The sequence below is a fragment of the Mucilaginibacter sp. UYCu711 genome (assembly GCF_050433825.1).
In the GTDB taxonomy this organism is placed as follows: domain Bacteria; phylum Bacteroidota; class Bacteroidia; order Sphingobacteriales; family Sphingobacteriaceae; genus Mucilaginibacter.
The window spans coordinates 429,767-454,152 of record NZ_JBNPWM010000002.1; the positions used below are offsets into that span (position 1 = coordinate 429,767).

A 24,386-nucleotide genomic window follows, 5' to 3' on the forward strand; every position below is an offset into this window, starting at 1 on the left:
CAACCTACTAGGAATCAGTATTGAACATATTCTAAACCGTCGCTTTTCCAACAAATTTTTTAATTTCGCTTACTTAATAAACCCATGACCAATAGCCAGCGCCTTTTTGCCGATATCAGTCGGGACATCGCTATCCTACGTGTCGAGATTAGCCAGGCGGGAAAGCGGGGGCTGACGGATATTCATAAACGGTGCGAAAACTTGATGAAGCACATGCTTAACCGGGTTTATGGGCTTCAGTTGATTAATCTGAATTGCAAGGTCACGAATTTTCAAGGGCTGGATCTGGGCGACGACGCAATGGGTTTGGCTTACCAAATCAGTTCAGAGAAAACCAGCGCGAAAGTAAACGACATGCTCGAAAAAGTGCTGCATTATGCGCACTACGGCAAGTTTCCGCACGTTCGGTTATTCGTGCTTGGCGACAAACAAAAGACCTATGCCGTCAATGTACAAACAACTCCATTTTTCACCTTTGACTGGAAACAAGATGTGCTTGATTTCGATGATCTGTTAAAAGTAATTGAGGACCTAGATTTAGCGCAACTCACGGAAATTTACCATTTATTAGACGCAGAACTGCCTTACACGGTCGGGCAGCTCAGGGAGGATCAAGCAGCGGCTCCCAACAAAATTCCTTCGCTCATTAATATTGATGCGGGCCTCGCACAATCAAAAATGCCTTACTACCAGCATACCGTGATCAAATTGCGGTTCCTCGGGCTTTCCTTTTCGCCAGCTGACCTGTATAAAGGGCTTGAAAAGTTTTACGCGGAAGGTAATAAAAGAGATAATCTTTACCTGTTCGATCCTAATTATCGCAAACCTTCTACGGCGCATCAAATTGATTTTTACGATAAGCTTTACAGCAGCACTGCTGATTACTTTAAAGAAGGTGCTTTGCGAATTACACCGAACCAAATTGTATTTGAAACTGCCAGTTATAGCTTGGAAGAGCTCAAGTTAACACCACTGATCACCGAAGTGCTCGCCCTAACTACACTTGTCCTCTTCTGCAAACAACTTTACGGGTATAAAAAAATCCAGGCACAATTGGATTTTGAATTGAGTTCCACTAATAAGGTCTGCCTCATCCCGCAGAATTCGCACTTGCACCTGATCAATTCTGGCAGTTTTCCCATCCTAAATCCATCACCACTGGTTTTTACCAGATCAATTACTGATATCAGTAACGATACCCTTAACGGTATATACAAAGCCATTATCCACGGCTTTGTAACCGAAGGTAATTATAGTGAACCTTTCGCCGACCTAAACGAAACCGCGCAAAATCCGGTTAACGACTGGTTCCGCAACTACTTCGGACCCACACTACAAGATTTGGATGACTAAACGAAGCAGGCTTTAATAAATGCGATTTCCTCGCCGGTGAAATCTCCGCGTTCATTATCGTTGATCGAATAATTTTCATCAGCTATATGATGCTGGCATCTTTCTTCGAGTAAGGAGATCAAACTTTCCATATTAGGTTCAACCTCCTTAAAAAAGATGGACAAATACAAACTGGAGACGTCACCCTTACAGCGGACATTTTTTACAGGCAAATCCAATTTCTTGCCGCTCCGGATACCGAAGATCAAATCATTTATCGTCAAGCAATAATTCAGGTAAACCTCGCAATCACGGCTCTCCGCAATTTCGTTCACGAGTTCTGTAATTCCTTGCCGGGTCGCCGATGGCGGCAGGTATTTTTGGCTGCCTATGATAAACGGGATCGTTAACCCATCGTGCCCTTGTGACCGCCAGGTTTGAAGTAAACTGTGCCAATATTTCATATTATGCTTCAACGTTATTCACCTTATTTTGATTACAGGCATCACAAAAATACCCCAGCGGTATGCGCTCAAATTTTGAATCGCCAAATTTGGCATCCTCAAGATGTTCATGGAGGTAATGGTTTCCCGTCAATTTTTGACAGCTTGTGCAGGTGTTGGACAGGTAGCTGTCACGCACAACACTGCTGTAGTTAGTTTGAATAAAGGTGCCTTTTTCGCGGGCGAGAGTTAGTTCATCGTCGCTGAATTTGTCGGGTCCGAAGCACTGGCTGCCGCAGTCAATAACGGCCACTTTCATCGGCTTTGCACATTTCCAGCAAGATGAATCAATAATGAACAAGTTTTTTTCGCACTGGAAGCTATTACATGTTTCGCATTTAGGAATGAGGCAGGCGTTGACAAAAAACGGGTGTTGCATACTAGCAGCGGAATCGTCGCCGGGCATCAATTGTAGGTAGATGATATTTTGTGTTTGGTAAAACGCAGCAACTTCGGTAATCGGCCTTTTGTTTTTGGAGATGTGAATGGCTGCGATAAGTTGATTAAGGTCATTAAATAAGCCGATGTCTGCTTTCCAAGTTCCGGTAAGGACATCTGTTTCAAGCGAGGCTGCGTCCTGGAAAAGATTGGCCTCATGTTCCTTTCGGCAATGCACGCACTTCCAATGGACCAGCAAGCGGTTTTTGTTGGTGATATGCGAATGCAGTAAAGTAATTAATGACTTTTTAAAGGTGTTCGCCATTATGCAATATAGTTAAAAAAGAAATTTAATAAGAAAACAGGGCTAGCTCCCTAGTCTAATTAAAAATCAATTCGCTCGCAAAAACGAATTGCGTCCAGGCACTTGATAAATAAGTTTGAATCTACCGGCTGATCTACGATCCAAAACATCCGAAATTCATTCTGCGATTCATGTTTTTTTAATTTGAGAAACAGTTAACGCTCACATGTTGAGTTCATTAACTCATTTCGAAGTGAGGTATAATCAAGATAATTGTCAGAGGATAGCATCTCTCTCATTTTGTAAGAATAGCCGCGATACACCCGACTGTCGGCATAAATACAATGCCCTTCAATGCCCTATGATTAAGATTATACTTCGCTGGATTCTTTCCACTTTCAATATTATTGAAGCCCCCACTGTTTTCGTCGTTAAAAAGGATCAAATATGGCCGTGAGTTTTTAGTTCCGCGTTTATTGTATTGAGGTCAAGTTCGGTATAGTAGGACGTACCTAAATGCTTACATGTGCTATTTTTTTGACATGATATATAACCTTTAAAGCATCCTCCTTCGGTAATCATAAAACATGGCCCCGTCTCGCCTGGCATCGCTTTTTTATCTAACTGTAACCCCGCCTCCCGACCAGCGATTAAACATTTTAAATTTATTCTATCCATAATATTGTGGTTAAGAAATTACAGGATTAGGTAAGATAGGCAACTTTGCAAATTTCAGTACTTCCAAACTGGCAAACCCAAACTCTGCGACTACCTTACCGAGAATTAAATAACAGCCCGTTCCCCGAAAAGGATAAGCCGGTGTTCTGTTTGGAAAATGTACGGTATCAAAAGTATTGCCTTCGACGTCCAGAAAATTGCCGAACCACATTCTCTGATTGTTTTTGGTGTGCACTGTTTTCTCACATATATACTGTCCGACCATTTTTACGACCTGTCCCACATGGTTGATCAAGTCATTGGCACCAATTTCGCCGCGATAATCGGTCTGCAACAAGTCGAACATGGTCATACTAAGGGGAAAGCCGAGTAATTCCAATTCATGGTAAGCATTTTCCAATTGGGTATTGACCAATACTGGCAGGGAATAGTTTTTTGCCTCCAGGCAAAATAGTTCCGCAACATTATTGGGTTTAGCTTTGGCTCCCAGCAAAAGATGTATGGCCCACAATAATTCCTTTTTACTTTTCCCGGTAAACCGAAGTGCACCTACCCGGATAAGGGTAATCGAGTGCTCCAGACCCATCCCTGTTCTTTTCACAAAATCCTCCAGGCTTTGGTAAAGCCCGTTCTGCCTGCGTTCTTCAGGGATCAGTTCAATGAATCTTTCATTCAAACCGTGGATACCTACAAAGCCGAGGTAAACATCTACACCAATAATATTGACAATGCTTTCGCTGTTATTTACACAGGGCAGATGTACGATCCCCCCTGATCGCTGCAACTCCTGCACATATAGCGCCCGGTCATAAAATCCCCCGTAATTGTTTAATACCGCCACCATAAATTCCCGTGGGAAATAGGTTTTCAGGTAAAGGCTTTGGTAGCTTTCCACGGCGAAGCTGGCAGAATGCGCTTTGGAAAAACTGTAACCCGCAAATGAAGATACCTGTCGCCATACTTCCTTGACCGCATCCTCCGGACGGCCCAAAGCAATAGCCTCCTGATGAAATCTTTCCACCAACCTTTCAAATTCTTTTTTAGACCGGTATTTACCGCTCATTCCCCGCCTTAAGATATCGGCATCTGTCCCATCCATCCCGGCAAAATGGATACAAACCTTGATCACATCTTCTTGGTAAACCATGACGCCGTAGGTTTCCTTTAATATTTCTTCCATGACCGGGTGAAGGTATTTCACCGTATCCGGCTCATGATGATATTTGATATAAGTTCCCATCATTCCCGAACTGGCCACGCCGGGCCGGATGATGGAACTGGCGGCGACCAGTATGAGGTAACTATCGCAACCCAGTTTGCGGTTTAGCTGGATCATCGCCGGTGATTCGATATAAAAGCAACCTTTGGTATTCCCAATTTTTAAATTGGCATTGACTGCCGGGTCTTTCATGAAGTTTTTGACCTGATGGATATCGATTTTGCGTTGCTGGTTTTCTTCCACCAACTTTACCGCCATCTTAATATGGCCAATACCCCGTTGACTTAGAATATCATATTTATCAAAACCGATCTTTTCGGCTTCATACATATCCCATTGTACCGTTGCCATTCCCTTCGGCGGCAGGTCAAGCGCCGTATAATAAGTGATCGGTTCTTCGGTGATCAGTACGCCACCGGCATGGATAGAGCGCTGGTTCGGCATATTGGCCATGCGTTCATGAATGGCCACGATCTTTCTGAATGTATCGTTGTTTTGATTAACCGCTGCCCGCGTCTGGTCAGTGAAGCCGTCGATCTCGGACTTAGGCAAGCCCATGACCTTACCGATCTCCCGGATAATGCTGCGGTCCTTAAATGTGGACATCGTACCCAGCAAGGCGGTATGCTGACTACCGTAACGCTTAAAAATATAATCCTGCACATCTTCGCGTTCATCCCAGGAATAATCAATATCGAAATCGGGCGGTGAAGTGCGCTGCGCGTTCAGGAACCTTTCAAAATACAGGTCCAATTCAATTGGGTCAACATCCGTTATTTTCAAACAATAGGCGACAATGCTGTTCGCGCCCGAACCCCGGCCCACATGGTAATAACCCTGCGAACTGGAGTAGCGGATGATATCCCAGGTAATCAGGAAATAAGCGCAAAAGTCAAGTTCATAAATGACTTTCAATTCATGTTTTACTCGTTTTTGGGCTTCCTTATTGGATTTACCATAACGATACTCCATACCGCTAACCGCCAGTTTTTCCAAAAGTTCGCGGTCATTTTTCTTGTTGCCAGTAAACGTTCTACGGTTTAAATTAATCCTTCCTTTGGGATAATCCATTATGCAGCGGTTCATCAGGTTACGTGTGTTGTCCAATATAAATCCGTATCTGGAAAACTTTGCTTCCAGTTGGCCGGGTGCCAGGAATTTATCAGTCGATGCGCATTTATCTTCAGCGGCAACTTCTGTCAGTACCACGTTCAGATCAATCCCCCGCAGGTATTCATGTAAGCGGTATTCAATTTTATCAGCGACAAAGACCGGCTGCAAAGCCAGCAGTTTTTCTTTGATTGCGCTAAGGTCCTTGTTAAATAAGCTATTAAGCTGGCTATAACGGATGCCAAGGTATTCGTTTTCTTTCAGCGGCTCGTCATGCCCGTAAGGATAAACGATAAAAGCATTTACAAATGCCGGCGCGAGATCAGGTAAGGGCTTTTTTTCCAGATTATGCTCCGTCAGGAAATCATTCAATTCCTTCATGCCTTCTTTATTGCGGGCGATGCCAAAGTAGAGCAGGCGCTTATCCCGCCTGAATTCCATCCCGGCGATGGGCTTAACACCTTTTTCATCGCACTCGCGCATGAACTCCATGATTCCAGTGGAGTTGTTAATATCGGTCAGTACCATTTGAGTTACACCGCAGGCAATAGCTTCCTCCACCAATGCCGGGATCGACATAGTGCCATAACGGAGGCTATATTGGGAGTGAACATTCAGGTACATGATACTTAAAGATTGAGATTGATACCGGAAGCCAGTTTGATGGAATCAGGGCCAAAGCGACGGCGAATCTTATCCATGGCCTGGCATAAGCTATACTGTTCTTCAGATTCTGAATAAAGGTCGATCTGCTCAAAACCGTTGACGAGGTTAGATAAGCGAACGCCTACTAAGCGGATCAATAGCCTTTTTTGATAGGCAAGTTTGAAAAGGTCTTTTACCTTTTTGATCAACGGGCCGTCCAGCGCGGTGTAGGAAATGCTGGCTTGCTTAGTTACATCTTCGTGCGTAGAATAACGAACGGTTACGGTAACACAGGCGGTTTGCTTTTTTTTCTGACGCAATTCGAAAGCAAGCTCCATGACCATAGAGGTCAGCAAATAATTGATAGAGATGAGGTCGATACTATCGTTATTGAAAGTAGTTTGCCTGCCGATGGACTTTTGTTCCCGGTAGGGAATGATCGGCGAATCATCGATGCCTTTCGCTTTTTGTAGCAACCAGATACCGTTCTTCCCCAATATGCTATTCATGTATTCAGGATGCACCTGCGAAAGTTCATAGATCCGCTTAATGCCCATGTCGCTCAGCTTGACAAAGGTTTTGTCGCCTATACCGGGAATTTTGCGGATGGATAAAGGATTTAAAAAGGGTTGTACAACCGCCTTTTCAATATTCAGTTCGCCGTTAGGTTTACATTCGTTAGTAGCCATTTTGGAAACCGTTTTATTGACGGAAAGCCCAAACGAGATAGGCAGAGATGTTTCCCGCATGACTTTAGCCCGTAACTCTTTAGCATAAAGCAGGGTGCCAAAATGCTTGTCCATTCCGGTCATGTCGATATAATGTTCATCGATGCTGGCTTTTTCGATGAGCGGCACATTTTCCTTCAAAATTTCGGTGATCTCATGGGAAGCTTTGGAATACTCGTCCATGTTTCCCCTTACCCAGATGGCATGAGGACATAGCATCCGCGCCATTCGGGCGGGCATAGCGGAATAAACACCAAACTTTCGTGCTTCATAACTGCACGAAGCCACCACACCACGATCCGACAGACTGCCGATGATGACCGGTTTGCCTGTTAATTGTGGATTTTTACGGACTTCAACGGATACAAAAAATGCGTCCTGGTCCATGTGGATGATCTGGCGGTCTGCGCTCATTATGCCTCGGATTTGTTATTAAAAAGATCAGTGTTTAATCATTGTCGTATTTTGCTTTTATTCGTTCAGAAAACGGATAACAAAACTAATACTAAAAATATTAGCATTTTGTTTATATTTGAAAATAATTTTAGAGCCGGGCTAAATGACTGATAGCTTGTATTATAATCCATTTCTGCGCATTAAGGAAGACACCCTGAAGAAATTGATGGGTGCAGGTAAACCTTATGTCGTTATTCAGCGTTTTCAATGGCCGGGCCAGCCCCTTCAAAAGACCTTTTTATTATCTGCTTACGCGGATGAGCAGGAAGCGCGCTGGCATGAACAGGAATTAAGGCCTAACGAGGGTAAAGCACAAAACCTGCTGGACCTAAACCAGTACCAAACGGTTGTTACGCTTTTAAAAAACGAATCCGGCGTTACGATGTTCTTCAATAAAACGATAGATGTCCGTCATGAAAAACGGCTACAAAAAGCTTATGTGAAAAACGTTTCTGCATATATCCATTATATCAGCATGAAAAAGGAAGATCACTATGATGTACGTATATTTGTTGAGCACGGTCGTTTAAAAGCGGAGATCACCTCGGGTGAGCAAAGCCATACGGCCTTTTTTTACGATATGATCAAATAGCTTATGTGCAGAGATATCAGCTTTCATTCAGAAATTCAAATTGTGACCAACGACTTTCAGGGAATCAAACTGGCTCCAAGCTTGGCACATTACCCGGAAAAGATGGTTCATGTAACCTGCGAAATACTGCCAACGCACCCTATTGTGGTTAACCGCAATGCTTTGGTACTGGCCAATATGAGTTGGGGCGTTGTCCCTACATACATTGACGATCCCAAGCAGCGGGAGATACAACGACGAAATATGGTCAACGCGAGGTCGGAACGAATTATTGATGACAAGAAATCCTATTGGTATAGATTACGAAAAAATCGTTGCCTGATTCCTGTTACAGGAATTTATGAACATCAAAAAGTCAAAGGCTTTAAAAATAAAATACCTTACCATATCAGTATTGCCGGTCGTCATGGATTTTATGTGCCGGCGCTTTATCAGGTCAGCCAGGAAGTGGACCAGTCAACGGGCGAAATATTTTCCTTTGCTTCTTTTACTATGATCACCCGTGGGGCGAATGAAAAGATGGCCTGGATACACAATGATGGTGAAAACAAACACCGGATGCCATTATTCGTTACGCCCGAAATGGAACATGCCTGGGTTTTGGATGATCTGAGCGATGACGACATGACCGAAATTTTCAATTACAGTATTCCATCAGATGAGATCACTTCTCACCCGGTGTTTTCTATTCGTGGCGGCAAAGAGCAGCCAGAGGGAAAAGAGCGCGACGCGTATTATGATTGGGGTGGCAAATTGCCTTTGTTTGGAACGGATTCACCACTAACTGAAACCGACCAGTCATCTTTATTTTAATGCTTGATAATTTGCGCCCGAATAATTATGTTTTGCTTTTCGCCTTTAGCTCTTTTCTTAACGGGGAATGTTTAGGAATAGCTACCTCAAAATTAAATACAACCGACGGCTGAATTTCCAAGGCTTGACATACCGCAATAATGTGGCTTACTGATACATTATTCTTTCCCCTTACTATTCTATATACTTGGCTATAACTGAAATCGGTTCTGTCTTGAATATCTTCTAACGTAATGCCGGTGTCTTGAGAAATAGCCCATAGCGTAGCGCGAATTTTTTGTAATGATTCTACATCTATATACTGTTTGGGCATGAAACAAAATGAGTTCAAAAACCCGTCTTTTATTATTCCAAATTTGGAATATTATGTGTAAATGTTTAGGTTTGTTATTGATGTATAAGGTTATTGCAATCGGATAGAACGTGATCAGCCTGTATAATACATGAAGATTATTACATTTGCAGTACTCAAAAAATAATAATAGAGCACTGCTATAACGAGCTTCGCCGCCAAATCTTAGTAAATTCCAAGCGAGGTAAGTACAGCATCTGTTCCCTATACAAGTGATAGGGTACGGTGCTTGCTTATGTCTTTACTTGGAGCCGTACCGTAAGGTGTGGTAGGCTTACTAAGAGCCAGGCGGTAAAGGATTGCAAGTTACCGTGCCCTATTTCTTTCGGTTATCCTGCTATCCATCGGCTCATCATTTTAACGAAATTGTGGGTCGATGCTTGATTACAAAAAGATTTCGGATAGTGAACTTATCAACCTCTTAAAAGAGTCTGACCACTCCGCCTACAATGAAATTTACCATCGTTACTTTTACCTAACCTACGTAAATGCTTATAAAAAACTCCGTGACGAAGAACAAGCAAAGGATATTGTTCAGGATGTATTCGCCAACCTTTGGTTTAAAAGGGATTTCAATTTACCACAGTCAAACCTCGCAGGTTATCTATTTACGGCCGTAAGAAACAATATATTTGACCTGTTCGCCCATGAGCAGGTAAAGCAAAAACACCTGGAGTCCCTGCAGGAATTTTTTTCGGCAAAACCAGTCGTTTCTACAGATAGCCGGGTACGGGAAGCTCAATTTCAAGTCTATATTGACAAGCAGATCGAAAAATTGCCACCAAAAATGAAGCTGATCCTTGAAATGAGCAGGAAGCAACAGCTATCCCACAAAGAGATCGCACAAGGGCTGGACACGACAGAAAACAATGTATCAAAGCAACTTAACAATGCCTTACGGTTGCTGCGCACACGGCTTAGTTCGTTATTGCTGTTTTTATTTTAACAGGGCGACGGAAAACGCCGCAAGAGGCGCTTGACCGCGACATCAATGTATGATTTTTTACTTATCTTGAGCCTCTATAACCTCTTGTCGTGATTGAAGAAAGTATAATTGCAGGATCTGGAATTTTAGAAACCGTTGATCTCGCAGAGATCATTAACCAGCTTTGGCTGAAGCGCCATAGCGATTCCGACGACGGCCTTGAAAACCAAGCTCATTCAGAACATTATCTTCAGGAGGCCTACACGGACCGGTATCTTTTCGAACTGATCCAAAATGCCCGGGATGCCGCAAAGGCAGCGAATGTCCAGGGCGAAATATTAATCAACCTCACTGATAAATGCCTTAGTATCACAAATAACGGCATGCCGTTTAATGAGGAAGGCATCCGGGGCGTAACGCTTATTGGTGCCAGTTCCAAAGAAAGCGGTGAATTCATAGGATTTAAAGGCATCGGATTTAAAAGTGTACAAGATGTCACCAACCAGCCCAGAATTGTCACCGCTTATGGCACCATCGTATTTGACCGGCAACGTTCATATGCGCTATTGTCCGAACGCTTTAAGTCTGCGGAAGACTTGCCTTTGTTTTTCCTGCCGCATTACGACGCCGAAAGACTCAGTGTTGCTGAACGCGACGCCGGGATGGTTACCCGCGTTGATCTTCCGTTAAAAAGAGGCGTCACTGCCGCTGCTATTGAAGAAGCATTCAGCAAAAAGATATTACGCAGTACTGTCTTACTACTTGGCAGCATCAAAAAGATCACCTTTATTTCTCCCGGAAAAAATATTGTTTTCGATATTACCCCAAAACCGGCGCATAAGATAGAAGTAGCGCTTAACGGGAAGGCCTACGCTTACAAAGTTTTCAAACCAGGTAATAAAGCGCGCATATCCGCTGATATCCTTTCCCAACTGTCGGCAAAAGAAGAAGCAGTATATGGCAAAGACCCTTATGTAGATATCTCCGTTGCGCTCCGTAGTGATGAGAAAAATCACCTGATGCAAATACCAGATTGCAAATTGTATCTTTATTTCCCGCTACGAATCACTTCTGGATTCCCGTTCATTATACACAGCCATTTTGTCGTTGATCCCCAGCGCACCGCACTGAGGCCCGGCCCGCTGAACGAATTCATCGCCAAAGAGATTGGCCGTTATCTTGGCGGAGATTGGTTTAGGGCTTTTAAAAAAGACCATGCGGGCAATGTTCTTAATTTTTTGGCTTTCACCCGGAACCCCGACGAGCCTATACTCGATCTGCTTTATGATGAATTGGTATCGCAGTTGATGCCGCAAGCCTTCATTTACGACCATGAAAGCCGGAAATCACTCCGCGCCGATCAGGTTATGATTGCAGCAGATGCAGACCGGAAACTATTTCCTGGCAACAAGCTGAACAACAAGACACTGGTGTACATCGAAGATGACCACGTTTCCGATTGGTTGATTGATGAGTTTGATGTAGACGTGTTGGAACCTCAGCATATTCTTCAGTATATTGAAGCGGAATGCGCGCGACAAGCCCGATTAAAAAATGTGGAATATTTCGTTGATCTCTATAGCTACGTCGCGCTCCGCAGGGATATTAACCTCCGCGAGTACAATGTTTTAATCGACGAGGAATTCCGTTTATTTAAAGGAAGCGATTATGTCTTTAACGGTATGGAACGTAGCGAAGGCATCCACCTGAGCAAGACCATCTTGCGCCATATTCATATTGCACACCCGAAAGTCAGAAACAGTTACTCCAGGGAAATACAAGATAGACTGGGTTTTACCGAATTTGGCAGGGATGCCTTGGTGCGCCGGCTCCTCGAGCTTTATGAACTTAGCAAGCCCCCATACCGCGACATAGTGGTGGCCCTTCTTTCTTCAGGCAGTTCACTTACGGGTCTTATCCGCCGAAACATCCGTGTTCCAGTCATCTCCGCCGGCAGAACAGAATGGATATCTGCATTGACCAATCCAGTTTACTTGGACACAACTGACACTCGAACGACTTATCCTAATGGGCGGTTTGTCAATATGCGGGCGCTTCAAAACGATTACCTGTCTGCAGATAATCTTGCCAGTGGCCTGGCCAAGCTTGGCGTATGGCAAATACCTGCCATGTATTTCCGCGAAGGCAGCAGAAAGGTATATCCCGGAGAACAACCCTATGAAGAAACTCATGCCGCTATCTATAAAACAACACCGTTTTACGATATCAGTGGCGACTGGCTCATAGATCAACCTGCAGCGCCTAATGCCTGGTTCTCGCAGTCCATAATAGAAAACTGGGAGGGTTACCGGCGTATCACCGAAGAAACCGATGGTTTACGTATCCGCTACCAATCGCAGCGGTCAGGCCCTCTGCCATATCCACTTGAACTGATCTTCAAATCCAGCAGTTTTTTTGAATACATTGTGACCCAAGTCTGGCTTGTCACAGAGCAAGGGCCAGGTCAGCTTCGCGATGTACTCTTCGCCGGTCCAGGTGACAAAGGGCAACGCATCACCCAGCTGCGCAATTATTTCCGCGTGCTGCAGCTGGATTATTACCGCCACGATCGCTTTGTCCGCGACACCCGAGCACATCATTTGGATCAACCTGATTTCCTCAGTTTCCGGCGGATGCTTGCCATGGTCAACCGGCTTTACCCGGATGTCGGCCGGATGCCCGAGCTCTTCAGGAAGGCGTACCATGTGATCCTGAACAAGCTTTTCGATCTGTATGCCTCCGGCGCTCCGGAGCGGGATACAGAGATCACCAAATTCAAATCCAGTATTTTTCTATGCCGCAATGATTACGAAGAAAGCTTCGGTTGGGCAAAAGGAAGCCAAGTTTACTTTGTCGAGAACCGTATTGCTTTTGAAGCCTATCCTGTGGCTGTGCAGCAGGTTATACAACCACAGTTCACCCTCATGGACAAAACGCGCTTCGGCCAGATGGCCCGCAGGATTGGCGTCAACTACCGTGAGCAAATCGAAGAGCAACTGCAGCCCTATGAAGTTGAGCAAGAAATTCCTTTAACCGTCTATGTCAGGAGCCTTCCTGAATGCTTGGCTTTATTGGAAGTGAAGTCCGAGACCATGTTGGTTAATAACAGCACCGCCAAACAACTTTCTGCACTGCAGGTTAGTAAATGCCGGTCGCTTACAGTTGAATTCTACCACCAGGCCCAGCTTCTGGACAGCTACAACCCGCATTATAAAGTCACTAATGCCAAAAAAGCGTTGACAATACTCGTCACTGAGCCTTTAGCCGGGATGGAATATCAGTTTTTTGCCGGGCTGGTTTGCAGCATTGTCAACGAACTTCAGGACAAAGATTTCCAGGCCTATGAAAATAGTTTACAGGATTTTTTCCTTTCGCCTGATGGCAAAGGCTATCTCAAACGAAACCATGTAGATGCTTACCGCATTGAAGAAATTTCCGAACTATTGCAGGACTTGGTCCTTAATGAAAGGCAGTCGTTCTGGGATGCTGTTTGCAGGATCCGGCCCGGCATTAGCCCTATGGATTGGTCGGCACCGGAACAAGAACTTTCTCAACTCGCCGGACGCCTCCACATCGATGAAGCAGATATCCTTGAATTTGATGCCGCAGCTGATATCAGCAACCTCAGCGCGGGCAGCAATATCCCGCTTTTAGCCAAACTAATCAAATCATTAAAGGTCAGTTTTGAGACCTTTCGCCAGCGCAGCATGCTGCCTGTTTCATTTTTCCTGTATCATCAGCAACGTTTTGACGCTTATCGCCAATCGCTGAAGGCCACCTATGAGTACGATCTTTTCCATTATCTGCAAAAGGGTGCGGAAAAAGACCAGGAACGATTTGCGCAGCTGCTGCTGGATTATGACCGGGCCGTTTATAACGGAACGGATGGTCTCCAGGCCGATATTCAACGTTTGTTAAAGCAATATGTAATTAGACTTTTTCCCAAATTAAAATTCGCGTTTATTAAAAATAAAAACGCCGCGGGCTTTATTGCGGGCGTTTACAACCAAAATTTCAAAACGCTAACTACGCTTTTGAACGGCCGCAAAGCTGATCTGACGGAGCTGAACCGTTACCTGCTATTTAATAAAGAACGCAGCCTGCTTTATTTCGGCCATATTCAAGAGATTGCTAACCGCTACATCCTGTGGCTCCAGAATTTACGGCACCAAGGTGGCGGCCAATCCACCCGGGATCCCGGAGGCGTTGATTTATCTAGGTATCAAAACCTGGCGGGCGCAACGATCGGTACTGCTGGCACGGTTTCTGTGCCTGTGCCTGGTGGACAGGCACCAGCAGCACCCAATAATACCAACAAAGGCGGTGGTGGAAACGGAAAACGTTTTGACGCTGACCTCAGCCAGCAAAACAATGCCATGACAGGCTTGGTCGCCGAATACATGGTTTACCAAATGTTGCTCGCTAAAAAAGCGCATGATTTGGACTGGATATCTGCTAATGCCGCTACCGCAGGAATTAATCGGGAAGGAAGAGACGACAAACGCTACGACATGACCTACAATAGCGATGATGGTGATCCCCAATACATTGAGGTCAAGGGTACCACCGGCGGAGACAACGCATTTTTTATTTCAAAACAGGAAGTTGATTTCGCCCGTGATAAAAAATTAAGCTATCACCTGGTCTTTGTGCGTCATGCACTGGATAATGATCATCGTGAGATCGTAGATCTGGGTAACCCCTTTTATATCGCGCCAGGCGAAACCCTCTTGCATAACGGGCGATATACTGCGGTTTATGATACATTGAGGATCCTATTTGATGTTGCAGACCCATGATCAAAGAATAATGATAAATATGAATTATACTGGCATACTTCTATAGGATACACAGCGAGCAGCCCAGGCCCGTAGGCATTTTCAAAGTAAACAACCTCAGTTGTCAACACCATGAATGTCTTTCAAGTTGATATCCTTTATCGCTATCCCTAACTTGACGCTCGGAAAAATCAACATTTCCACTTTGATATATGATATTAAAGTCCGGTGTAAATTCCTCATCTTTTTTTTGTTGTTTGAATTTTTTGCCGCCAATATCTGTCTTATTAAAAAGAACAAAGAGTCCGTATAGCTTATTATGACTGTTGCTACGCTGACGAACAATATTTTGTAATTTAAAAATCTTACTGATGTCCGACTGGAAACGTAAATGGTCGCCGTCAGTAATGCCATTCCTATTACGGCAAAACTTGAGTTCAATAATTAGCATATTTCCCCCGGCTTCATATTCCTTTCGAGGCAGTTTGCCATAACCGGAACTTTGAGTGGTTTCAACACCAAATTCTACGCCGTGAAAAATACTTAAGTGCCGGGTATCAAGTATTGTAATATCAGGAATCAGAGTAAGCTCCTGATTCTCATCATAAAATTTGACTTCAGTATGTATAGCAGAACCGAATACATCTTTGTTAATCGTTGGAAGATTAGCCGGAAAAAGTGGTTTCAAACGCGCGAACAGCTGACATTTTAGATCATCTTCAGTAAGGATCATTCCCTGATTCGCGCGGTATTCATCGGCCAACTGCTCTATCTCTTTAATAACAACCGGGACAAGTGAATCATTAATTTCCATTTAAGCGTTGATTAGTTTAAAACCTCTAAAATTATATATCTAACCGAAAACAAACCAGACGGGTTAGAAAGCAGACGGCAGATTTGCTCAATAATCCATTTTCGCGAATTTAAACATTAGTCAGAATGAGCTAGTGCAGAAAACTACCCAAACAATCACTTTTCTGAAATAAATAAATTTTTATTTAGAGTTCCTTTTTACCCAAGCTGTCCCGTCATAGTGTTTTACAGCATTTCCCAGCGAAGCTATGAGAAAACAAGAATTAAAAAACCTCTTTAAAAAGTACCACGAAGGCAAATGCACCGAAGAAGAAAAGGCTTTGTTAGAGGCTTGGTACCTGCAATTCAATGAGCATGATCTGGATATCACGACTAAGCGGATCAAAGCGATAGGCAATAATATCCTCAGGGAGCTTCCGGGAAACCATACTTTATTCAGGAAGATCGGCGTAAGACTGGCAGCGGCAGCGATCCTTATCGGAATTATCCTGACGGTTACACTCCGGCTTTCCTTTCAGTACCAGCCTCCTAAAAACACGGCCTATAAACCTGATATCGCTCCGGGTACCAATACGGCTACACTTACGCTTTCCAACGGGAAGAAGATCAATTTAACCAATGCGGTTAATGGCAAACTTGCCAATCAATCAGGCATACAGATCATCAAAACGGGCAGCGGACAGATCACTTACCAACCCACTGCCGAACCAACCGGAGCAACTGAAACTCAGACCAACAATATTTCAACACCCAAGGGAGGACAATGGCAGCTAACCTTACCTGACGGCAGTAAAGTATGGCTCAATTCAGCATCCGTTCTTACTTACCCATCCACCTTTAAAGACCAAAAAGAAAGGACCGTTCAATTAAGCGGCGAGGCTTATTTTGAAGTGGCAAAAGACAAGTTGCATCCCTTTATCGTAAAAACGGATCAGCAGAGTGTAACGGTTTTGGGCACCCATTTCAATATTAATTCGTATCCGGACGAACCTGCTGTTAAAACAACGTTAGCCGAAGGTCGCGTAAAGGTATCAACCCGTACAGGCGATACCAAATTCCTAATACCGGGTCAGCAGGCTGTATTAGAAAAGGATGCCCTTCATGTAAAAGAAGCGGATATAGAAGAAGCCCTGGCCTGGAAAAATGGCTATTTCCGCTTTAATGATGAAAGCATCCAAAGCATTATGCGAAAGCTTTCCCGTTGGTATAACATCGACGTTCAATATGTCCCCGATGTTTCTAAAGATGGCCTGAACGGGAAAATATCCCGCTTCAAGAACATCAGCCAGGTATTAAAAGCCCTGGAAGCAACCCAAACAGTTCATTTTAAAGTGGAAGGAAGGAGGGTCACCGTATTGAAGTAAAAACAAGATCAGTTAGTTAATTACAAAGCCAGGGAACCGAAACTCGGCGACCTGGCTTTAAGCTCGGACCAATTAACAATAATTAAATTATTAATGAACAGCGAAGCGCCCCTCGCATCTTGGAAAATGAATAGGCGCAACGCATAAACCATGCTCAAACAAATGTACAATTTTTACTCAAAAAAATTGGTGCAGCCGCTTGGCTGCGCTCCTAATATCCTGTTGGTTATGAAGCTGACGACGATCATTTTAATTACCGCAATTCTCCAGGTGAGTGCCAGCACTTTTGCTCAAAAGATCAGCCTGACCGAAAAGAACACCCCATTGAATAAAATCTTTGAAAAGATCAGCGACCAGACCGGTTACGATTTCCTGGTATCAACCGAGAATTTAAAGAAGGCCCGGTTGGTTACGATCAATATCCAAAATGAAGAATTAAAATCCGCTTTGGATAGAATATTTACCGAACAGCCTTTAAGTTTTGTGATACAGGAAAAAATGGTGGTGGTGTCGAAAAAGGAAGGGACACCCTTAAATAAAATTAAGGGGACTTTAAGTAACCCTGTTATCATAACAGGTAAGGTAACCGATACCACAGGCGCTGTATTGCCTGGTGCAACAATAAAAATCAAAGGTACAGCTAAGGCTACTGTAACCGATTCTCAAGGCGTGTTTACAATCAATGCAGAAGATGGAGACGAAATAGAAGTTTCATTTATCGGTTTCGATGCAGCTTCCTTTAAAGTCAAAGCGGATCAACCGTTTCAACGGATTATGTTGCATACTTCGGCTTCCAAATTAAACGCAGTTACAATTGTTTCAACAGGCTACCAGACAATCCCAAAGGAAAGAGCGACAGGAAGTTTCGTTCATATAGACAGTACATTAGTAACACGAAGAGTTAGTACAAATATACTCGACAGGTTGGATGGCGTTGCCAGTGGTCTGCTATTTAATAAAAGTCTTGGTAACGGAAATAATCCAGCTATCAGTATCAGAGGCCGGAGTACTATTTTTTCAAATCCTGACCCATTAATTGTGCTCGATAATTTCCCCTATGAAGGCGACCTGAATAATATAAACCCGAACGACATCGAAAGCATTTCGATTTTAAAAGATGCAGCGGCGGCAAGTATATGGGGCGTTAGGGCAGGCAATGGCGTAATTGTAATTACAACCAAGAAAGGTAAGCGATCAAAAACGCCACATATAAGTTTTAATGCGAATACGACGGTTACAGGCAAGGTTGATTTAGGCTATCAGCCTCAAATAAGTTCGTCTGACTTTATAGATATGGAACAGTATCTGTTCCGTCGGGGATATTACGACAACACAATAAGTGATGGATACAGTGCAATCTCTCCTGCTTTAGCGATATTTCTTCAAAAGCGAAACGGACAGATATCCGCATTGGACTCCGCAAGTTCTGTGAATAAATTGAAGACCTACGATATTAGAAAAGATGTCGAAAGATACATTTACCGTAGGGCTGTTAATCAACAATATGCCATTAGCATTGATGGTGCCAGTGATACGCATAGCTATTACCTTTCGGCAGGTTACGACAAGAATCTAACTAATATCGTAGCAAATAGCTATGACAGGTTTACGTTAAATGCAAACAGTACTTATCAATTGCTTGACAACCGGCTGCAATTGTCCGCAGCTATAATGCTTACTACAAGCAAAACAAATACAAACCACGATGCCTATACTAATCCACTTTACCCATATGAACAACTCGTGGACGCAAACGGGAATCATCTCTCTATAGTACAAACCGGGGGGCTAAGAAAACAATATACGGATACCACCGGAACGGGAAAGCTACTGGATTGGAAATACAGGCCGCTGGACGAGAACACCAGCAATAATTCAACGACATTAACTGACTATAAGTTAAATGCCAATTTGAAATATAAAATTGTAAAAGGCTTGGACTTCCTAATAAACTATCAGTATGAAAAAGGCCTAAATCAAAATACGCTACTACATGATGGCGATTCTTATTATACCAGGAATCTTATTAATTCCTTCAGTCATATAGATCTGTCAACAGGTACAGTAACAAGGCCCGTCCCTCTTGGTGCAATAGAAAACATAGGTAATAACAGCTACACCTCAAATTATGTAAGAGGTCAGATTAACTATGTAAAAAAAATCGGAAAACGACATGAATTAAATGCACTGGCCGGGGTCGAAACAAAAGATTATCAAGCAACGTCAGTTTCAAATACTCTTTATGGGTTTAACACTTCCGATGATTCCTCGGTACCTGTTGACTTTTTAACCTATTTCCCACAATACTATGGCTTTGGGTCAAATAGAATCCCTTATGGTGCTCAACAGAATTATTCCGTTGACCGTATTCGGTCAGCATTCTTTAATGGCTCATATACCTATAACGGATTATATACAGTGTCAGCCAGCGCAAGGCGTGACGAGTCAAATATCTTCGGTGTAAAGTCAAATCAAAAAGGAGTACCATTATGGTCAACAGGGTTCCTGTGGAATTTAAGTAAAGAGAAATTCTATCATTTCGATCTCATCCCTGTCTTGAAATTACGGGCAACATATGGCTATAACGGAAATGTCGACAAGACAACGTCCGCGTATCTTACCGCTCAAAACTCAGGGACCAATTATTGGAATAACGCTTACAATGCGATCATTAATCCACCTAACCCCTCCTTGAGATGGGAAAAAGATCGAAATGTCAATTTCGGACTCGACTTTGTGAGTAAGAAGAATTTGTTTTCCGGTAGCATCGACTATTATATAAAAAACGGAATTGACCTGATTGGGAATAGCCCTATTGCACCGCAAACAGGAATTGTACAGTTTAAAGGGAATTCTGCTGATACCAAGACTTCAGGGATCGATTTAATTTTAAATAAAAATAGTGTAAGTGATTCTAAAATGAAATGGAACAGCAGTTTGTTGTTCAGCTATAGTAAGGATATCATTACCAATTATAAAGTAAAGCAGGGTAATAATGCTCAGATAATTAACGGCAACTATGTCAATCCGGTAGAAGGGTACCCTTACAATGCGATATTCAGCTACTCTTATAAGGGCCTTGACAATCAGGGCAGGCCACAGGGAATGTTAAATGGGGTAATCAGTGAAGATTATGCAGCAATTCAGAATTCCACCGATCTTTCCAATCTGGTGTACAACGGGTCAGCAACCCCGCTTTTTTATGGATCATTCAGAAATACCTTTTCATATCAGGAGTTTGATCTTTCCTTTAATATAACCTATAAGTTCGATTATTACTTCCGCAGGCCTAACGTTTTTTCCGGAAGTAACAGCTTCGGAAGCTATGGCTTCCTGGCTGCCGATTATGACAAAAGATGGCAGAATCCGGGAGACGAGTCACGTACCAATATCCCGGCATTATCGTACCCGGCGAATAATGCCCAAGATGGGTTTTTCCAGGGGGCAAGTGTTCTTGTCGAGAAAGCAGATAATATTCGACTTCAGGATGTTCGCCTGGCTTATCATTTCCGGTCATTAGCAGGAAATCCGATTTTTAGAAATCTCCAAATCTATGCCTATTTGACCAACGTTGGAATACTTTGGAAAGCTACCAAGCAGACAACTGACCCCGATTTTGTTTATTCCAGCTATGTTAACCCTAAAAGTCTTTCAATAGGCCTTTCAACAAACTTTTAATTAAACATTATGAAAAATGCCATAAGAATTTTACTCTGTGTTGCAATCATATTGCCGTCCTGTAAAAAAAGCTTTTTAGATGCCAAGCCTAATTCAAGCATCGTTAATCCAATGTCACTAAATGATTATCAACTGCTTTTAGATAATTTCAGATCCCTTAACACTACCGGGGCCTTATCCCAAATGTCATCTGACGAGTATTTTATCAAGGATAAAGCCAGTTTTGACGCTTTGGACCAACAAACTTATAAAGGGGCTTATTTATGGGCGAAAGACTTATATGGGGGTGAGATCAATATACTTGATTGGAATCAACCATATAAAGGCGTGTTCTATGCTAACAGTGTATTGGACGGAATTAAACAAATTGATCAAACAAACTCAAACCAGGCTGATTATAATAATATCAAAGGCGAGGCTTTGTTCTTCCGATGCTATGCGTTTTATGATCTCGCGAAGGGCTTTTGCTCCGTGTATAACCAAACTTCCGCGTCAACGGACCTTGGCTTACCTTTAAGAACATCATCCGGTATTGATGTGACATTGCAAAGATCCAATTTAAAGCAAACGTTTGATCTGATCATTGCCGACTTACAACAAGCCACTGTTCTATTACGCGAAGACTTTTCAACGCTGAATAGAAACCGACCATCAAAGTGTGCGGCCTTTGCCATGCTGGCAAGAGTTTACTTGTATATGGGCAATTATGTAGAAGCCGGAAAGGCAGCAAATTCAAGTTTAGCGATCTATAATAAACTCATAGATTATAACAAAATCAGTAAAACCTCGGCTACCCCATTTTCTTACAGTTCGGATGAGACAATTTTTTATTCCAGCCAGGAAATTGCTTATACTTTGACAACAGGCTATGGTACTTCAATCTCTACGATCGGTGTTGACCCCAATCTCCTTGCACTCTATTCAAATGGCGATTTACGCTCTTCCATCTTTTTCGCGAAAAATACATTCGGTAATTTTAATGTAAAGCGGGGTTACGTTGGCGGTGGATTTTATGCTTTTACAGGACTTGCAGTGGACGAAGTTTTGTTGGTAAGTGCAGAGTGTGCAGCCAGGCTAAACGATCCGCAAACCGCCGTTAACGCGTTAAATAAGCTGTTGGTGAACCGGCTCTCAGCCTCATCATTTACGCCGCTTGTTGCATCCACACCTGCCGCTGCACTCTCAATGGTGTTATTGGAGCGGCGTAAAGAACTTGTTTGGCGCGCTTTAAGATGGTCAGATATTAAAAGACTGAATAGAGACGGGGCAAACATTATTTTACAGCGAATCCTAAACGGTGTTACCTACACCTTGTCTCCGAATTCGCCCTTATATACCTTCCCGATACCCTCCGATGAGATTGCGCTTAGCGGCATTGAACAAAATAACAGATAATTATTACCAAGACCATGAAAAAAAAAATATATCAAATGTTGGCCCTTTGCAGCCTTTTATATTGTGCCATTCCAAACGTGTGCTTTGCAGAGAGTGTAAAAATAAGCGGGCATATTTCCAAGTCTTATATTGAGACATACTTTCACGATGACCAGCCCTTCATCACTTACTATGATCATTACAACCAGGAAGACCCATCCAATGCCCAAATAATACCATTAAATATTAAAAATGGTTCATTTTCAGTGACCATTGAATTGAAAGGCCCGGTTGGTTATTTCAGCTTACAGAAAGGCAGTTTAAATTCTATAAACGACGGCTATTTTATAATACAAAGAGGGGATGAAATTGGAATGGAAGTTGAAAGCCCTCAAAAAGTGCGGTTTACCGGAAAAGGTGCTGATAAATTAAATTACCAGCATTGGGCGTGGAGGCTGCTCCTTATTGACCAAAAAAATTGGACGAAGGAAGATAAATGGCAAAACATGATGGTCAGTTATAAAAAACGGACCAATAAAATTTTAGCTATCGCACTTGATAGCCTAAATAGGGATAAAAATATTGATCACGATTCCATTAAGGATATAATCCGTTTAAATCTAACAAGTGCAGTAAACTGGGATTATGTTTCAAATATCTATAAGTTTGAATACCTATCAGATACCGCCTACAGTGCTTACGTAAAACAAGAGATCAATTATCAAATTACACAACAAAATGGTTTACAGCCATCCGATCCCTTTCTGATTAAAAACGCATTCGTTTATACCCATTACCTTTTTTATTTGAATGGAATAGTCGCATCGATAAGAAGCCGGCAATATCGCCCACCATTTAATTTGGTTTACAATAATTTAAAAACTGAGTACGAGGGCGCAATCAGGGATGAAGTGTTGCCTTATTGCTTTCTTCAAATGTTAAAGCGTAGCCCTGAAGCCATACAATCGTTTGACGAAGCCATTGGCCTAGTTAGGGATAGCGATAACCGGGCGATTATCGAAAGAGTCAAAACAGCAAAAGGAATAGGTGCAAGGGCTTTTAATTTTGATCTGGAAACATCGAGTACCAAAAGGCTCCGGTTGAATGATCTAAAGGGCAAGATCGTAGTCTTAGACACTTACTACAATGGGTGTGTGCATTGTGTCGAACTTTCCAATGCAATGCGCCCTATAGAAGAGTATTTCAGTGGTAAAAACGATATCATATTTGTTAGTTTTGATGGAGTAGCCCATAGTTTTGAAGATTTCATCAAAGGCGTCAGAACGGGCCATTATGGATTAAAGAAATCTATTTACGCTTGGACCGGGGGACTTGGGGAGCAACATCCTTTATTGAAATATTATCAATATACCTCTTATCCAAATTTGCTTATTATAGGAAAAGATGGGAAAGTTATTTCAGCAAACCCTGAAAAACCATTGACGGATTCCAGCAGAAAGAATTTTATTACCTTGATCGAAAAAAATCTATAAAAATGGAACGGTGCTTAACACACCGTTCCATTAAATATATATTATGGGTTAACCCAACCTGGGCCGCTTACTGATGTTGAACCTGCGGGTATACTGCTTGCGGAAAAGCTTGCACCCTGGTCGGATGGATAGCTAATTGTGCAATCTTTTAGGTTAGATTGTGCGGTACAATCGTCTGACGGGTCAGCTACCTCCCTGGTGTAAGTTGTACCTGCATGGTTTAATCCGTAATACACGGTTGCAAATTTTGCCTTGTTCACATTTTTTGCGTTAGTAAACGCACTGAATCCGATTGCTAAAGCACCTATCATTAGGCCAAAAGCTATTTGTTTGAAGTTTCTCATTTCTTTAATTTTTTAAGATATATTTTTTTGTTTTTATCAGCCAGAGCGCAAATAAGGCAGCTAAAATATATGCGAGATTAAACCAGATGTGCTGGCTCCAGCTTAGTTTTTCGATGGCACCTCCACAATGACATGGAAGCTTCTGTTCCCAAATCAAGACGCTGACTATGTAGCCTGTGAATATGGCCATCAGACCAACAAAAGCATATAGCCCAAGTCTTGCCGTTTGAGGGATAAGAATTAACAAAGCAATAATGATCTCGAATATTGGCACCATATAAGAAACGTACACGGCAAGTCCATTGATGATGTGCACTCTTAAAAGACCATTTAAAAAACGTTCGTGGTCAATTATTTTGGCGTATGCGGTGTAAATAAACAAAGCCATACAGGTAAAACGCAAGGCAATGACTAACGATTCTTTTAAAATCCCACTATTCTGAAATACTACTTTCTTACTCATTACATTTTCCATAGAACATAGAGGTGTTGTCATCTGAATAAAAG

17 protein-coding genes are annotated in these 24,386 nt (G+C 42.7%); 9 read left to right on the forward strand and 8 right to left on the reverse strand.

Going from position 1 to position 24,386, the window contains the following annotated elements; genetic code table 11:
- Nucleotides 1-84: 84 nt before the first annotated feature.
- Nucleotides 85-1,353, forward strand: coding sequence for an SMEK domain-containing protein (locus ABIB50_RS05930; RefSeq protein WP_429378072.1), 1,269 nt, complete (start codon nucleotides 85-87; stop codon nucleotides 1,351-1,353).
- Here the strand turns inward: ABIB50_RS05930 and ABIB50_RS05935 are convergent.
- From ABIB50_RS05935 to dinB, 4 genes are all read right to left on the reverse strand, one after another.
- Nucleotides 1,350-1,796, reverse strand: coding sequence for a hypothetical protein (locus ABIB50_RS05935; RefSeq protein WP_429378074.1), 447 nt, complete (start codon nucleotides 1,794-1,796; stop codon nucleotides 1,350-1,352). The genes ABIB50_RS05930 and ABIB50_RS05935 overlap by 4 nt on opposite strands.
- 1 nt (nucleotide 1,797) lies before the next feature.
- Nucleotides 1,798-2,538 (reverse strand): hypothetical protein, encoded by a 741-nt coding sequence (locus tag ABIB50_RS05940; RefSeq protein ID WP_429378075.1) that lies wholly within the window; start codon nucleotides 2,536-2,538, stop codon nucleotides 1,798-1,800.
- Between the two features lie 667 nt (nucleotides 2,539-3,205).
- The gene (gene dnaE, locus ABIB50_RS05945) at nucleotides 3,206-6,148 is read right to left on the reverse strand and encodes a DNA polymerase III subunit alpha (protein ID WP_429378077.1); all 2,943 of its coding nucleotides are present in this window, start codon (nucleotides 6,146-6,148) and stop codon (nucleotides 3,206-3,208) included.
- A gap of 5 nt (nucleotides 6,149-6,153) precedes the next feature.
- Complete coding sequence (gene dinB / locus ABIB50_RS05950) at nucleotides 6,154-7,311, reverse strand: DNA polymerase IV (protein ID WP_429378079.1); 1,158 nt, start codon at nucleotides 7,309-7,311, stop codon at nucleotides 6,154-6,156.
- Nucleotides 7,312-7,456: 145 nt separating this feature from the next.
- Between dinB and ABIB50_RS05955 the strand changes: the two genes are divergently transcribed.
- Together ABIB50_RS05955 and ABIB50_RS05960 are read left to right on the forward strand one after the other, a co-directional pair.
- Complete coding sequence (locus tag ABIB50_RS05955) at nucleotides 7,457-7,945, forward strand: hypothetical protein (protein ID WP_429378080.1); 489 nt, start codon at nucleotides 7,457-7,459, stop codon at nucleotides 7,943-7,945.
- Between the two features lie 3 nt (nucleotides 7,946-7,948).
- Nucleotides 7,949-8,758, forward strand: a complete 810-nt coding sequence (locus ABIB50_RS05960; protein WP_429378082.1) for an SOS response-associated peptidase — start codon at nucleotides 7,949-7,951, stop codon at nucleotides 8,756-8,758.
- A gap of 25 nt (nucleotides 8,759-8,783) precedes the next feature.
- Here ABIB50_RS05960 and ABIB50_RS05965 read toward each other — a convergent pair whose 3' ends face one another.
- The gene (locus ABIB50_RS05965; protein WP_429378084.1) at nucleotides 8,784-9,071 is read right to left on the reverse strand and encodes a helix-turn-helix domain-containing protein; all 288 of its coding nucleotides are present in this window, start codon (nucleotides 9,069-9,071) and stop codon (nucleotides 8,784-8,786) included.
- Nucleotides 9,072-9,486: 415 nt separating this feature from the next.
- Between ABIB50_RS05965 and ABIB50_RS05970 the strand changes: the two genes are divergently transcribed.
- Nucleotides 9,487-10,056, forward strand: a complete 570-nt coding sequence (locus ABIB50_RS05970) for an RNA polymerase sigma factor (RefSeq protein WP_429378086.1) — start codon at nucleotides 9,487-9,489, stop codon at nucleotides 10,054-10,056.
- Nucleotides 10,057-10,145: 89 nt separating this feature from the next.
- Nucleotides 10,146-14,834 (forward strand): sacsin N-terminal ATP-binding-like domain-containing protein, encoded by a 4,689-nt coding sequence (locus tag ABIB50_RS05975; protein ID WP_429378088.1) that lies wholly within the window; start codon nucleotides 10,146-10,148, stop codon nucleotides 14,832-14,834.
- 103 nt (nucleotides 14,835-14,937) lie between these two features.
- Here ABIB50_RS05975 and ABIB50_RS05980 read toward each other — a convergent pair whose 3' ends face one another.
- Nucleotides 14,938-15,627, reverse strand: a complete 690-nt coding sequence (locus tag ABIB50_RS05980; protein ID WP_429378090.1) for a hypothetical protein — start codon at nucleotides 15,625-15,627, stop codon at nucleotides 14,938-14,940.
- 247 nt (nucleotides 15,628-15,874) lie between these two features.
- Between ABIB50_RS05980 and ABIB50_RS05985 the strand changes: the two genes are divergently transcribed.
- From ABIB50_RS05985 to ABIB50_RS06000, 4 genes are all read left to right on the forward strand, one after another.
- The gene (locus ABIB50_RS05985) at nucleotides 15,875-16,990 is read left to right on the forward strand and encodes a FecR family protein (protein ID WP_429378092.1); all 1,116 of its coding nucleotides are present in this window, start codon (nucleotides 15,875-15,877) and stop codon (nucleotides 16,988-16,990) included.
- Between the two features lie 162 nt (nucleotides 16,991-17,152).
- Nucleotides 17,153-20,668 (forward strand): SusC/RagA family TonB-linked outer membrane protein, encoded by a 3,516-nt coding sequence (locus ABIB50_RS05990; protein ID WP_429378094.1) that lies wholly within the window; start codon nucleotides 17,153-17,155, stop codon nucleotides 20,666-20,668.
- A 9-nt stretch (nucleotides 20,669-20,677) separates the two neighbouring features.
- Nucleotides 20,678-22,063, forward strand: a complete 1,386-nt coding sequence (locus ABIB50_RS05995) for a RagB/SusD family nutrient uptake outer membrane protein (RefSeq protein WP_429378095.1) — start codon at nucleotides 20,678-20,680, stop codon at nucleotides 22,061-22,063.
- Nucleotides 22,064-22,077: 14 nt separating this feature from the next.
- Nucleotides 22,078-23,535, forward strand: a complete 1,458-nt coding sequence (locus ABIB50_RS06000) for a TlpA family protein disulfide reductase (RefSeq protein WP_429378096.1) — start codon at nucleotides 22,078-22,080, stop codon at nucleotides 23,533-23,535.
- Between the two features lie 41 nt (nucleotides 23,536-23,576).
- On the opposite strand, the gene ABIB50_RS06005 is transcribed toward ABIB50_RS06000, so the two are convergent.
- Both ABIB50_RS06005 and ABIB50_RS06010 read right to left on the reverse strand, forming a co-directional pair.
- On the reverse strand, nucleotides 23,577-23,879 hold the full coding sequence (locus tag ABIB50_RS06005; RefSeq protein WP_429378098.1) for a hypothetical protein: 303 nt from the start codon (nucleotides 23,877-23,879) through the stop codon (nucleotides 23,577-23,579).
- Between the two features lie 4 nt (nucleotides 23,880-23,883).
- The gene (locus tag ABIB50_RS06010) at nucleotides 23,884-24,342 is read right to left on the reverse strand and encodes a MauE/DoxX family redox-associated membrane protein (RefSeq protein ID WP_428327902.1); all 459 of its coding nucleotides are present in this window, start codon (nucleotides 24,340-24,342) and stop codon (nucleotides 23,884-23,886) included.
- Between the last annotated feature and the right edge of the window lie 44 nt (nucleotides 24,343-24,386).

Excerpts from the sequence above, each read along its gene's own strand:
- ABIB50_RS05930 (WP_429378072.1), top strand. The coding sequence starts at position 85 with ATGACCAATAGCCAGCGCCTTTTTGCCGATATCAGTCGGGACATCGCT.
- ABIB50_RS05935 (WP_429378074.1), bottom strand. The coding sequence starts at position 1,796 with ATGAAATATTGGCACAGTTTACTTCAAACCTGGCGGTCACAAGGGCAC.
- ABIB50_RS05940 (WP_429378075.1), bottom strand. The coding sequence starts at position 2,538 with ATGGCGAACACCTTTAAAAAGTCATTAATTACTTTACTGCATTCGCAT.
- dnaE (WP_429378077.1), bottom strand. The coding sequence starts at position 6,148 with ATGTACCTGAATGTTCACTCCCAATATAGCCTCCGTTATGGCACTATG.
- dinB (WP_429378079.1), bottom strand. The coding sequence starts at position 7,311 with ATGAGCGCAGACCGCCAGATCATCCACATGGACCAGGACGCATTTTTT.
- ABIB50_RS05955 (WP_429378080.1), top strand. The coding sequence starts at position 7,457 with ATGACTGATAGCTTGTATTATAATCCATTTCTGCGCATTAAGGAAGAC.
- ABIB50_RS05960 (WP_429378082.1), top strand. The coding sequence starts at position 7,949 with ATGTGCAGAGATATCAGCTTTCATTCAGAAATTCAAATTGTGACCAAC.
- ABIB50_RS05965 (WP_429378084.1), bottom strand. The coding sequence starts at position 9,071 with ATGCCCAAACAGTATATAGATGTAGAATCATTACAAAAAATTCGCGCT.
- ABIB50_RS05970 (WP_429378086.1), top strand. The coding sequence starts at position 9,487 with ATGCTTGATTACAAAAAGATTTCGGATAGTGAACTTATCAACCTCTTA.
- ABIB50_RS05980 (WP_429378090.1), bottom strand. The coding sequence starts at position 15,627 with ATGGAAATTAATGATTCACTTGTCCCGGTTGTTATTAAAGAGATAGAG.
- ABIB50_RS05985 (WP_429378092.1), top strand. The coding sequence starts at position 15,875 with ATGAGAAAACAAGAATTAAAAAACCTCTTTAAAAAGTACCACGAAGGC.
- ABIB50_RS05990 (WP_429378094.1), top strand. The coding sequence starts at position 17,153 with ATGTACAATTTTTACTCAAAAAAATTGGTGCAGCCGCTTGGCTGCGCT.
- ABIB50_RS05995 (WP_429378095.1), top strand. The coding sequence starts at position 20,678 with ATGAAAAATGCCATAAGAATTTTACTCTGTGTTGCAATCATATTGCCG.
- ABIB50_RS06000 (WP_429378096.1), top strand. The coding sequence starts at position 22,078 with ATGAAAAAAAAAATATATCAAATGTTGGCCCTTTGCAGCCTTTTATAT.
- ABIB50_RS06005 (WP_429378098.1), bottom strand. The coding sequence starts at position 23,879 with ATGAGAAACTTCAAACAAATAGCTTTTGGCCTAATGATAGGTGCTTTA.
- ABIB50_RS06010 (WP_428327902.1), bottom strand. The coding sequence starts at position 24,342 with ATGAGTAAGAAAGTAGTATTTCAGAATAGTGGGATTTTAAAAGAATCG.